10 protein-coding genes are annotated in these 12559 nt (G+C 69.6%); 3 read left to right on the top strand and 7 right to left on the bottom strand.

Translation table 11 applies throughout. From position 1 onward, the window contains the following. The 7 genes from JZ792_RS38855 to JZ792_RS38885 form a co-directional block, all read right to left on the bottom strand. The coding region (locus JZ792_RS38855; RefSeq protein WP_216917892.1) for a nitroreductase family protein at window positions 1-551 on the bottom strand (551 nt) is incomplete at its 3' end. Further along, on the bottom strand, window positions 548-1522 hold the full coding sequence (locus JZ792_RS38860) for a ScbA/BarX family gamma-butyrolactone biosynthesis protein (protein WP_216917893.1): 975 nt from the start codon (window positions 1520-1522) through the stop codon (window positions 548-550). The genes JZ792_RS38855 and JZ792_RS38860, both read right to left, overlap by 4 nt. After that, window positions 1519-2418, bottom strand: a complete 900-nt coding sequence (locus JZ792_RS38865; RefSeq protein ID WP_216917894.1) for a nucleoside-diphosphate kinase — start codon at window positions 2416-2418, stop codon at window positions 1519-1521. Before JZ792_RS38865 ends, JZ792_RS38860 begins: the two co-directional genes overlap by 4 nt. Further along, entirely contained in the window at window positions 2415-3503 is a 1089-nt protein-coding gene (locus JZ792_RS38870; RefSeq protein ID WP_216917895.1) for an SDR family oxidoreductase, read from the bottom strand. The genes JZ792_RS38865 and JZ792_RS38870 overlap by 4 nt, the downstream gene beginning before the upstream one ends. Further along, window positions 3500-3775: an acyl carrier protein gene (locus tag JZ792_RS38875; RefSeq protein ID WP_216917896.1), complete on the bottom strand. Its 276-nt coding sequence runs from the start codon at window positions 3773-3775 to the stop codon at window positions 3500-3502. Before JZ792_RS38875 ends, JZ792_RS38870 begins: the two co-directional genes overlap by 4 nt. Further along, a complete protein-coding gene (locus tag JZ792_RS38880; protein ID WP_308165622.1) occupies window positions 3772-7110 on the bottom strand; it encodes an AMP-binding protein in 3339 nt (1112 codons plus the stop codon). The genes JZ792_RS38875 and JZ792_RS38880 overlap by 4 nt, the downstream gene beginning before the upstream one ends. Window positions 7111-7141: 31 nt before the next feature. Beyond that, the gene (locus JZ792_RS38885) at window positions 7142-9877 is read right to left on the bottom strand and encodes a phosphoenolpyruvate synthase (protein ID WP_216917898.1); all 2736 of its coding nucleotides are present in this window, start codon (window positions 9875-9877) and stop codon (window positions 7142-7144) included. A gap of 212 nt (window positions 9878-10089) precedes the next feature. Here JZ792_RS38885 and JZ792_RS38890 point away from each other — a divergent pair, with 212 nt between their 5' ends. The 3 genes from JZ792_RS38890 to JZ792_RS38900 all read left to right on the top strand — a co-directional run. Beyond that, window positions 10090-10800: an ESX secretion-associated protein EspG gene (locus JZ792_RS38890; RefSeq protein WP_216917899.1), complete on the top strand. Its 711-nt coding sequence runs from the start codon at window positions 10090-10092 to the stop codon at window positions 10798-10800. A gap of 86 nt (window positions 10801-10886) precedes the next feature. Further along, window positions 10887-11261 (top strand): hypothetical protein, encoded by a 375-nt coding sequence (locus tag JZ792_RS38895; protein WP_216917900.1) that lies wholly within the window; start codon window positions 10887-10889, stop codon window positions 11259-11261. 31 nt (window positions 11262-11292) lie between these two features. Then, on the top strand, window positions 11293-12559 hold a 1267-nt coding region (locus tag JZ792_RS38900; RefSeq protein WP_216917901.1), incomplete at its 3' end, for a hypothetical protein.

Here is a 12559-nt window from a genome sequence, read left to right on the forward strand (position 1 = left end):
GGGCCGGGGCGCAGATGGGCGACCGGGAGCATCGCGACCTGGGCGACCTCGTCGAACGGAATGGCGAGCAGGTCGGCGATCTCGCGTTCGTAGGCCAGGTGCGCGGTGGTCATCGTCGCGCCGAGGCCGCGTTCGTGCAGGGCGAGCAGCAGATTCCACACCGCCGGGTAGATCGACCCGTAGTAGCTCGCGCCGCGCAGCGTGGACGGGTCGGTGGGTGGGCGGCCGAGTGAGCAGACCACGACCAGCGCGGGCACCTCGTGCAGGTGGTCGGCCAGATAGCTGCCGGAGGCCAGGTCGGCCAGCTGGTCGGGGCGGGGTGTGCGGGCGGAAAGGTATGCGGCGAAACCTTTTCGGTAGTACTCGGCGATCTGCTGTTTGACGGCGGGATCCTGAACCACCACGAAACGCCACGGCTGGCGGTTGGTGCCGCTGGGCGCGTGCACCGCGATATCGAGGCAGGCCAGCAGATCCCGGCGATCCACCGGACGGGTCAGGTCGAGCCTGCGCCGGAATGCCCTGGTGGTGGTCAGCAGTTCGAGACCGTTCATCCGCCCGCCTCGTCGGGCACGAGTTCTTCCTCGGCGAATTCGAGATCGATGCGGGCCGCCACCGTCGCGGCCTGGCGGATCTCGCACCGCACCACGGTCGCTTCCACCCCGGAGTCGGTGATCTCGGCGTGGCAGTGCACGGGCCGGTCCAGTTCGACGAACTGGTCGAACGCGCTCGCCACGCAGACCAGCTTCGGCGTTTCCTCGAGCACCATGCTGAGCGCGGTCTGCCTCGCGGCCTCGATGAGCAGGCTGCCCGGCACGTGGTCGAGCTGATGGTCGAACAGGAACGGATGGGCGAGGTCGGCGACCACCTGGGCGATCGCCCGGTCGCCGTCGATCTCCGGCGGGCCGATGACGACATTGCGCCAGTTCTCGCGGCCCACCAGGGCGGCGGGGGCGCGCTCCCCCAGTGCCGACGCGCCGACGAACGGTCCCAGGCCGAGACTGTCCCGGAACCCGGTGCGCAGGGCCGCCCAGTGGTTCGCGGTGGTCCAGGAGAAGGATCCGTCGACGGTCGCCATCGGTGTGTCACCGCAGGCGATATCGAGCACCATGTCGAGGCCGTGCAGTACCTCGCCGCGACGGTGTTTGCGTGGGACCCGCACCGTCATCACCAGGTCGGCGGGCGCGATGCCGACCTCCCACGCGGCGGTGTCGGACCCGGTCGCGTTGAAGGTGCGCACCAGGAACGCCGCCTCGGTCGGCACACCGTAGTACTCGTGCGTGAGCGCGATGGCGGCCTGCCTCGCCGCCTCCATCACCAGCAGCGGATCGTGACGCAGGGCGAGCGCGCCGGAATGATCGCCGTAATAGGCGTGCATTCTGGGCAGTTGGGCGCCCACCACGAATTCGTCGTCGGCGACGGCGTGCATCGAGGTGACGAACACCTCGGCGACCGCGCAGCGGTGCGCGAGCACCCGCGAGATGGTGCGGTCATGGGTTGCCGCGACGGCAGCGGTGTACGTCATGGTCGAGCCTCCAACCAGTCGTTCGCGGCCACCGGCCGCAGGGTCTGCGACTGCGCTCCCGACCGCATGGGCAGCACGTAGGAGCCGAGCACGATCACCGACCACGGATCGAGGTCGGCGCCCGCGTCCCACGCGGAATACAGCAGCCGCGCGCAGTCCTCGTCGGCGCTCGGTTCCTCGACGCCGAGATCGCGTGCGATCCGCGCCAGCGCCGACGACCGGTCGAAACTTCCCGAGGGGGTGGCCGCGTACAGCTCGGCCGCGATCCGTCTCGCCTCGGCGTGGGTATCGCCGTCGGTGCCGAGCCCCGTCAGCAGTTCGGCGCGGGTCGGCTCGTCGAAGTAGATGGCGAGTTCGCGCAGGACGTCGGCGGGATCGTCGGGGGAATGCACCAGATTCAGCAGGTAGTTGTGCAGTCCGAGCAGGTGCCGGAGTTCACCGGGGCGACGTTTGCGCGGATCGGTCGCGCCCTTGGCCTCGGTGAGGCGCACCGGCAGCGGCAGTTCACCGTCGGCGCCGGATACGACGAGTACCAGCGCGTCGGAGATGTCGACCAGCAGATCGGCCAGGCGGCGGCGTTCCGGTGACGCGATATTCCACGCGAAGTACCACAGGGCGCGGGCCAGATGCCGGTCGACCGGAACACGATATGCCGCGACGACCCCGAATCCGTTGGCGCTCAGCCACTCCAGCGTCGGTTCGACGGCACGGGCGACGATCGCGTCGGGTTTGAGCAGCAGCAGCGAATGCCGTCGGGAGAAGGCCGCGGGGTCGATGCCGAGTCTGCTCAGATGCTCGACCGATTCCAGGACGTAGGTGTCACCGACATAGGCCTCGACCTTGTCCGGTGACGGCGTGAGCCGCGACAGCACCGCCCGCAGCGCCCCCGGCGTCACGCGGCACCGCCGAAGTCGTTGGCTGCCAGCACATCTTCGATGGTAGGCAGCGGCATCCCCAGATAGCCGGTTTCCAGGCAGTAGTCGAGCAGCAGCCGCAGATACTCCTTGCCGGTGGGCGGTGACGGCCTGCCGAGCATGATGCGCGCGCGGGAGGTGTCGAAGTTCAGGCGCCGCGTGAAATAGCTGGTGTAGAGCGAACCGATGCGGCGGTAGTACTCGCGTTCGATCGGATCGAGATCGGCCTCGTCGAAGGTCGCCGACGGGACGAAGGTCGCCACGTCGAAGGAAGGGTATTCCGCGAGTACGTCGGAGATTTCGCGCAGTGAGAGCGTGTCCGCGCCGACGGCGTGCATGGTGCGGCCGACCGCGGATTCGAAATCCAGTACCGCGGCGGCGATCACATCGGCGACGTGATCGACCGGCGCCAGCGACAGGGTCGCGTCGTAGCGGCCGGGTAACGTCCGCAATTTGCCTTCGACCATGAGTTTCACGACGGTGTAGAGATTCTTGTATTCGCGGATGGCGCCCGTGGTGGCGTCACCGGTGACGATGCCCGGTCGCACGATCGCCCAGTCGAGTCCACGTCCGCCCGCCGCGCGCACCAACTCCTCGGCGCGGAACTTGCTCTCCTCGTACCGGTTTCCGAAGGACCCGCCCGCCTCGGGCGCGTCCTCTGTGACCGTGCCGCCGCGCATTCCGCAGACGTAGGCGGTGCTGACGTGGACGAGCGGCACGTCCCACGCGGTGGCCAGTTCGATGGCATGCGCGGTGCCGCGCACGTTGAGTTCCTCGTAGGAGCTGGGCGGCGCGTCGAACGCGGTGGTCGCCGCCGAGTGCACGATGATGCCGACGCGCTCGGCGAGATCCTCGGTGTCGCGCGACGACATCCCGAATCCGGGGGCTCGGATGTCACCGGCCACCGCGGTGCCCGCCTCCAGGATCGTGCCGTCGTTGCGGACGATCTCGGAATTGCTGTGCAGCACCGCCGCGACCGGACGGCCCGCGGCGGCCAGGCGGGCGACCACCTCGGCACCGACCAGACCGGTCGCGCCCGTGACGAGGACGGTATCGCGCCCGCTCACGGGCGCACCTGCGCGGACAGGCTGTCGGTCACCAGGGTGACGACCTCGCCGACCCGCCTGACGCCGATCAATTCCTCGGGCCGGTATCGCGGCAGGCCGAAGGTACGCTCCAGCACCACGGTCAGTTCCATCAGCCGCAGTGATTCGTACCCGAGATCCTCGATCAGGCGCTGTTCGTCGGCGAGATCGGCCCGCGGCTCCGGGGCCATCGCCGCGACGATGCGGCGGACCTGCGCCGCGGTCGTGGTGGCCGGGGTTCCGGGCACGGTCATATGGCCTCGCCTTCCCTGAGATGCGGCTGCTGCCCGCCCGTGGTGAGCAGGTCGCGGGCTTCGTCCAACGGTAGATCGGTGTTCAGGTAACCGGCGACGCGCAGCCAGTCGTAGCCGATGGCGAGCGTGCGCTGCCACTGCTCGCGGGAGTCGAACGAGGCCGGGAATCCGGCGTCGGGGTCCGAGCCGCCCGCGACCCGGCGCACCCCGGCGACGAAATCGTCGAGGATCGCCAGACCGGCGACGGTGTCGTCACCGACGTCGATGAGTTCGGAGAACCGCACCCCACGCGCGGCGTCGAGCCCGGCCAGGATCTCCTCGCGACGCGGGTCGTGGGCGGGCAGCATCGCGCGCACCGTCTCGACCGGCGCCACATCGGCGGGCAGCGGGTGGATACCGTAGGCGGACAACAGCACTCGCACACCCATGGCGACGAGCCGATGGGCCGCGATATCGGCGACCGCGCCCTGCGCGTCCTTCACCGCGCCGGCCAGATCCTCGCGCGCGTTCTCCAGGACCACGTTGGACCACACCAGGTTCAGCGCGCATTCGGTGAATCGCGGGGCGGGCAGCGGCGCGAGGGTGGCGATCACGCTGTCGTCGCGGGCCGCGCCGGTGAGCCCGAGTATCGGGGCGTGCACGGTCGGCACGGGGGTGTAGGGGCGCGTGGTCTTGCACATCGCCAGGGCGGGTTCGACGGGGCCGCCGCGCCGCCATTCGAGACCGACGAATCCGAGTCGCACGAATTCGGCGAGTTCCGCGCCGATCGCGGGGTGGCGGGCGAGGATATCGCGCACCGAATGCCGGAACACCACCGAACGCCAGGCCCGCGCGGCGGCGTCGGAGAGCGCGAAGACCTCGTGATCGTCACGCAGGACGTGCACGCGGCCGCCGATCGACCACGTGGTCACCCCGGGCCTGCGGGCGAAGATCACCCGGTGCGGGTCGTCCGCGACGCCTTCCACGCCGAGATCGGTCGCGAGTTCCCACACCTGATCCCAGTCTCGTGCCGGGTCGACGAGCGCGCGGTAGCGGTCGACGATCGGATGCGCGCCGATCCGATCGAGTTGCCGCGGAAGCCATTTGGTCTCGAGGTAGGTCTCGCCCCGGCCCGCGGCCCAGCCCTTGACGGCCTGGGTCAGGCCGTCGCGTGCCCATTCGGCCGCCTCGGCCTCCGCCCCGAACGCGCGCAGCGCCACCGCGAAACGCAGCGCCTGCACGGCACGGGCGGACCACCAGTCGGCGATCAGGGTGGTGAATTCCGGGTAGGGGGTGATCGCGCGCAGCGCGTCCAGATCCACCGTGCCTGGTCGGATCACCGTGGCGCGCAGGAATCGCTGGCAGCGGTTGAGCAGATCTTCGTCGGGGCGCCGCGCCACCTGCTCGAACTGGCGCCGCAGTTGCGCCTGCGAACGGGTGCGCACCTCCACCCGGCGTCCGTCGATGAACAGCACCGTCGGCAGGGTCGGCATCTCCTCGTCGCCGGGGACGACGGCGAGGAAATCCACGTCGGAGCCCTCGTTGCCGAATCCTTCGGCGAGCGATCCCTCGAACACGACAGCCGAATCCGGCGGGACGGCGACGCTTTCCAGCGCCTTGTCGAGTAGTCGCGTGACGCGTTCGACGGGCAGCGCCGGGCGTGGCGCGGCGTCGGCGCGGTCGAGTGCGTGGTCGTCGGAGCGATGCACGACCACGCCGTCGAGACCGCCGTCGCGATACACCTGCCACATATGCCGTCGGCGCGGTTTGCCGCTGGAGGTCCGGCGGATGGTGCCGCGTGGTCCGGTGACGATCTCGACGGTCTGCGCCGGACCGAGTTCGCCACGAATCACCTTGCGCGCCTCGGCGATCCAGTCGCCGGCGGCGGCCTCCGCGAACAGCGCGACGCCCTGGGCCCCGGCATCGGTGATGGCGACGGCGGCGAGTTTGCCCTTGGTGATTCCGGTTTCCTGGGCGACGCGGGATTCGATGTCCTCCATGAAGACCGAACGGCCGCGCACCTTGAGACTCGACCCCATCCGGCCGAGCACGAAAACCTCGCCGCGATAGCGGAATCCGGCGTCACCGGAGAAGAGGGAGCCCTCGGAGATACGGGTGGACGACCCAGCGCTCGGCGCACCGGAATAGCCCATCGCCACGGATTCACCGGTCACGACCAGCTCGCCGAGGGTGCCGTCCGGCAGGGGGCGGCCTTCCTCGTCGACGACGGTCACCGTCGATTCCAGGGTCGAGTAGCCCAGTCCGGTGATCCAGCCCGCGCCTTCCACCCGGTGCGCGTCATCGAGCGGGGCGTGTTCGAGGACCGGGACGGGACGCCCGAAACGCAGATTGGGGTTGTCGATGCGCAGCGCGGTGATCGGCTGACCGCGCTGCGACGAAGTCACCATGAGCGTCGCCTCCGCCAACCCGTAGGCGAGGGTGTAGGCGGAGGTGGAGAAGCCGAGCGGGCGGGTCAGCTCGGCGAAGGATTGCAGATCGGCCACCTCGACCGGTTCCGAGCCGACCGCGAGGGTGCGCCACCCGGACAGGTCGAGGTCCGCGATCTCCTCCGGACGCACCCGATGCGCGACGTAGCCGAGGGCGAACGACGGCGAGGGCGAATGCTGGGCGCGCGACATCGCGCGCAGCCAGCGGGCCGGATCGCGGACGAACTGGTCGGGGCGCATCAGGTAGAGATCGCCCTGGTTGGTCACCGTGGTGAGGAACGCGCCGACCAGGCCCATATCGTGATACAGCGGCAGCCACGACACCATGGCCTCGCCGGGCCGCCAGTCGATCAGGCCCGAGATCATCGCGATATTGTTCGCCAGATTCCGCCAGCTCACCCGCACACCGCGCGGCGTCCCGGTGGATCCGGAGGTGAACTGCAACAGCGCGCATTCGTCCGGCTCGCCGAATTCACGGTGTTCCGGCGCGGGCGGCAAAGCCTTCGCGTCGATCACCAGCGGTTCGTCGGTGCGCCCGGCCTGCGTCACGGCCTCGCGCACGAACGATTCGAATTCCGGCGAGGTCACCACCAGACGCGGCTGGGCCGAGGTGATGATGCCCGCGATATGCGCGATGATCTGCGCGAGGTCGCCGAACATCGGCGGCGCGACGGGAGTGAACACGCCACCGCACGCCCACACCGCGTAGAAGGCCGCGAGACAGGGGAATCCCGTCGGCATGATGACGCAGGCTCCGTCACCGCTGCCGAGTCCGGCCGAGCGCATGAGCGCCGCGACGGACCAGGTCTGTTCCGCGAGTTCGGCATAGGTGCGCAGTTCCCACCCGTCCGCCTCGTCGGCCAGGTGGATACCCGCGTCGTGTGCGGGGTTCGATAGCCAATCCCGCACTACCGCAATATCTTCAGCAGAAAAATCGCTGTCAGGAATCATCGCGCCGGTCTCCTTCGGACAGCACAGTAACCGTTCCGTTGGTCCCGTCGACCCGAATTCGCATACTGGTCCGTATCTTTTTCGTGACGTCCTTGATCTGAACCACCGTCGGCACTCCCAGCTCACGCGCCACGATCGCCACATGCGTCAGCGGGCTGCCCCGCTCGATCACCAGGGCCGACGCCGAGGGCAGCGCGGCGACCCACCCGGGATCGGTCCGGTAGGCCACCAGGATGCCGCCCGCGACGTCACGCGGCTCGTCGACGATCACCGCCTCGCCCTCGACCACCCCCGACGCCGACGGGGTACCGGCCAGCACCGTGCCGACGGTCGCGGCCGGGGTGTCGGTGACGGGCACCCAGCCCTGCTCGGCCATCGCCGCGCGGCCGAAGTCGACGCCGACGGTCCGGAACCGCGGGGGCGCGACCAGATCGGCGTCGCGGGCGCGCTGCGCCTTGCGCGCGCCGACCAGGCCGCGCAGCGCCTCGGAATCCGCGCCGTCGTAGCACCCGCGCAGCTCGCTGTTGGTCAGGTAGAACACGTCGGCGAAATCATCGATGACGCCGCGCGCGACCAGATCACGACCCATCACCCGGATCATCCGTTTGACCGTGCCGAACGCCCTGGTACGGCAGAAACGCAGCCGCTCGCGATGCGCGGCGCACCGGGATGTCTTGGCGCGCAAGCGTTCGTAGATCCTGCGCCGCACCCCGCCCAGGTGCGCGTCGAGGTAGACGTCCGCCTCCTTTTCGCGATTCGCGGGCGCGGTGGCTTCGGTGGCTTCGGCGACCCGCCCCAGCGCGCTGCGCAACATGACGAACAGACTCGACGGATCCTCGCGGAGATCCGGTGTCTCCAGTTTCAGTTCGTCCAGGCTGCGATATCCGTACCGATCCAGGTAGTCCTCGATCGCGGCGAGCAGATCCGCCCGGCCCGACTCCCGCAGTGCCGGATAGACGAGATCGGCCGGGGTGGTGTTCACCAGCGCCGTCGCCTCGGGGTCGGCGCGCACCAGACGTGCCAGGTCGGTCATCGCGCGCGCCGGTTCGGCCGATTCGACATCGGCGCCCGGTCCGACGACCGAGTACAGGAACCATTCCGGGGCCTTGGGCATGAACAGTTTGGTCAGCAGATACATCAACCCGGTACAGGTCAGCAGGATGGCGTCGAGCACCATCAGCGGCCCCCAGCGTTCGACCAGATCGCGGTCCACCGCGCGATAGGCGGTGTAGGCCTGTTCGCCGGTCAGCGTCCGGTAGTCCATGGCGTCGTACTCGTCGTAGACGCGGTAGAACTCGTCGGTGAACTCTTCCACCATGGCGTCGATGCCGAAGAGCTGTCGCAGGTAGGTCACCGTGGTCACCGCGCGCGAGCGTAGTCGCGCGAGCGGATTGCCGAAGGTGAAGGGACGCAGCGTTTTCGCGATATCGTCCGCCAGCGGCTCGTCGACACCGAGCGCGGCCTCGAGCACCTTGCGGTTCAGGGGATAACCGGGTGCGATACCGACCATCCGATACCAGTGCAGCAGGTTGTAGTAGACGCGCCCGTGGAAGTAGCCGAGCAGCACCGGGGTCCACGTGTCGGTCTGGCGCAGTTGCGCGGGCGGTACCCGCAGGGATTTCGCGTAGCCGCGGTAGACGCGGCCGTAGATATCGGCCGCGGTGGTGTAGGTGAGCGGCGAGGTGATACCGCTGAAACTCTCGATGATGTTGGAGTTGTCCCAGATTCGCGTCTCACCGTCGGGGACCGCTTCACCCGCGCCGCGCAGTTCGGCCGCGCGCCCCGCCCCGGATGCGGCGCCGACGGTGGTGATCGGGCGCGCCTGTAGCAGCCAGATCCCGGTGTCGTCGATCGCCCATTCGATGTCCTGCGGGGTGCCGCGTTCCTTCTCCACCGTGCGGCCGAGAGCGGTCAGTTCGGCGATCTCGTCGGCCGAGAGCACCGCGCGTTCGCGATCGGCCGCGTCCACCTCGCGTATCTCGCAGCCCTGCTCGCCCGCGGGGGCGTAACGGCGATCCTTGTCCCCGAGCACGGTGTCGAGCACGACTCCGGTGGCTTTGTCCACGACGATCGAATCCGCGTCGACCGCGCCCGACACCAACCCCTCGCCGAGACCGTAGACCGCGCTGATCACCAATTCGCCGAGCGCGCCCGTCGTCGGATTCGCGGTGAACACCACCCCGCTCGCCCGCGCCGTCACCAGCCGTTGCAGTACCACCGCCGGGCCGCTCGCGGGCGGCAGGTCCCGCGCGAAGGCGTAGCGGATCGCCCGCTCGGAGAAGGCCGAGGCCCAGCAGTCGCGGACCCGGTCGACGACGGCGTCGACACCGCGCACATTCAGGTACGAATCGAACTGACCCGCGTAGGAGTGATCGGCGCCGTCCTCGGCGTGTACCGAGGACCGGACCGCGAGGGGGCCGTCGAACCGCGCTCCCGCGTCGAGGATCAGGGTCAGGACCGGATCCTGGATCGGCGCGGCGGCGATACCGGCGCGGACGGTCTCGCCGAGGGCGATGGCGGCTTCGGAATCCTCGGCGGCGGCGAAGGCGGCCACCTTCTCGGACAGTCCGCCGTCGGCGGCGAATCGCTCGAAGACGTCGGTGCCGAGCGCGACCCATTCCGGGACACGGAACCCGCCCTCGCGCACACCGTGCAGCCCGCGGGCCTTACCGCCCGCGAGCGCGTCGACAAGCGCCGCTTCGGAACATGGACCGAGTACCTGCACGGCTTAACTCCCATCATCCCCGATTACGGGCCGGACACGGCGTCCTGGCCCGTTCCGGTCCGAACGGGAACCGGGGGTCGTTGGATATATCCGATATTCGACCGTGGCGTTAGCCTCGATCCCCGCAGTGCGTTCACAACTTTCACCGAGCGCCCCCCGAGACCCGATATGCTCGTGCCGTCTCGGTGGGCACGGTGAGGATGTGATCTGACGTGGGTTGGACGTTCACTCCGGACGAGTTCGCCCATGTCTGGCGCGAAACCGAGTTGGATCGACATCCGTACCCACTTCGCATTCTAGAGTCACCGCGCACCGAAGAGGCGGCCGAGAAGTTGCGCATGCGACTCGCAGAACGACTACCGCGCGGCGGCGATCCCGATCTCACCGCGTGCTTGCGCATCCTCACCGCCCCGCAGACCCGGATCGTCGCCATCGGCGGTGCGCACACGCCGGGCAGTGAGATCCGCCTGCTCGCCTGCGCCGTGTTCGACCGCGCGGTGCTCGCCGTCCAGGAGCCCGGCTCCCGGCCGGATTTCGGTGGCACCGTGCGCATATCGATCGGACACAGCAACAAACTCGGCGCGCGCATCGCGACCCTGCTGCCCAGAGCGCCCGCGGGCAGACAGCCCGCCCGTACCGCCGAGACCGCGGCGGTACGCGACAGCGAGGCCGTCGCGCCGAGACCCGCCGTCACGCCCATCCGTCGGCTACTGCTGAAACCCCATACCGCGGAAGGACATATCCGCGTCGAGGCCCGGCTCGACCGGACCGACCCCGCACCGCCGATCCACTACACCTGGATCGATGTGGCGGGCGACGGGCGCTATCTGATCAAAGCGGGCGATATGGTGCACGTCGTGCCCGCCTCGAGCGAGCAGATCGGCGCGCAATTGCAGAAACGCATTCCCGCACAAGCACGCTGACCACCACCGGAGCGGCGCTATTGCTGACCGCGCGTACACCTTCCGGTTAGTCTGGGTCGGACCGACCGATCCCCGGGGGTGTGCGCATGACGATCGAGACAAGCCGTGCCGATATCGCACGGTTCAAACAGAACGCGCAAGCGGGCACGGTCGCCTTCGATCCGGACGCCGCGCGCCGCTGCGCCGAGATGTACGAGCATCAGGCCGACCGGCTGATCCAACTGCGCCTGCGCCTGGAATCGGTCGCCGATACCGCAGGCTTCGGCGGTTTCGTCTCGGCCCGGGAGCTACAGGCCGGATTCGGGAACAAGGCCCGCGACGCGGCGGCACTGCTCGACCACTACATCGAGGCCGCCTACCGCATGAAAGAGGCCTTCCTGATCAGCGCCGGTCTCTACGACGAGGCCGACGCCGCGAACGCCGCCGCCCTGCGGGCCGTCGGCGCACAGGTGTCGCCGTGAACGCGCGGGCGAGGACACGGGAGGCCCGGTCATGAGCGGGAACGACCCCACCTACATCAACTCGATGGAACATTTCGAGTCCATGGCGCACGAGCAGATCTACGCCGCGACCCGCGAGATCGACGCCGCCGCGATCCTGCGCGCCTCGGGCACCTGGCTGGAGGCGGCAGGCACGCTCGCCACCTCGTTCCCGCTCACCCGCGGCAGCGCCGACCGGGTGATGAACGCGATGGCGTGGGAAGGCACGGCCGCCGAGGCCGCCTACGCGAGCACCCGTAGTTTCGCCGCGTCGGTCGACGAGCTGACCGCCGTCATGGGGCAGGTCGGCGCCAGGCTCGGCGCGGTCGCGGCGGCGGCCGAAGCCGTGAAACTCGCCGTCGTTCCGCCCGGTGGCAGCGGGCCGATCGGCGCCATCGCCCGCCTGCTGGAAGCCGCGCACGTCATCGACGCGCAGGCCGCCCAGGAGGCCTTGCGGCAAGAAGCCGTCATGGCGATGAACATGATCTACAAACCCGCCTACAGCACCGCGGGGACCGGTGTGCCCGCACTGCCCGCCGCGCCGTTGTTACCCGGCGAGCAGGCGCAATCGCCGGGTGCGCCCCAGTATCGGGTCGATCCGCCGCAGGTGCCGGTCGACCCCGATGATGTTCCACCGCAGAAGGTTCCGCGGGGCGAGGGGCCCGTGACGCCGGGGGATCCCGCGCCGGAGTCGTCCGGTCCGGAATCGTCCGGTCCGGAGTCCCGGTCGCCGGAGACCGCGCCGACGCCGGGGCCGGGGACCGCGCCGGATCCGGAGCCGACGACACCGCCGACGAGTGTGCCGGGCGCGCCGCCGACATCGGAGGTTCCGCCGACCACCGATGTTCCGCCGCCGACGTCGGAGGTGCCGCCATCGACGTCGCAAGCGCCTGCCCCGGAGACTCCGCCGGTCGCTCCGCCTACTCAGGAAACGCCGTCGCCCACGCAGGAAGCGCCCTCGCCCACCCAGGAACCACCGGCTGCTCCGCCCACGGCGGAAGCGCCGGTCGTGCCGCCTACGCAGGAAGCGCCTCCGTCACAGGATCCACCCGTCGCCCCTCCGACGCAGGACCCGCCTGCCGCCCCGCCTACGCGGGAAGCGCCACCCACACAAGAACCACCCGCCGCACCGCCCACCCAGGAAGCGCCACTACCGCAGCCCACACCAGAACCACCCGTCGATCCGCCGACACAAGAGGCGCCCGCACCGACTCGGCAGGAACCGCCTCCTCCGCCACCCGCGCCGCCGACACAGCAAGCGCCTCCGCCCACACAGGAGG

This window comes from Nocardia noduli, assembly GCF_019038455.1.
Taxonomy (GTDB): Bacteria; Actinomycetota; Actinomycetes; order Mycobacteriales; family Mycobacteriaceae; genus Nocardia; species Nocardia noduli.

Coding starts and splice junctions, on each gene's coding strand:
- JZ792_RS38875 (WP_216917896.1), bottom strand. CDS start 3,775: ATGACCGTGCCCGGAACCCCGGCCACCACGACCGCGGCGCAGGTCCGC.
- JZ792_RS38860 (WP_216917893.1), bottom strand. CDS start 1,522: ATGACGTACACCGCTGCCGTCGCGGCAACCCATGACCGCACCATCTCG.
- JZ792_RS38895 (WP_216917900.1), top strand. CDS start 10,887: ATGACGATCGAGACAAGCCGTGCCGATATCGCACGGTTCAAACAGAAC.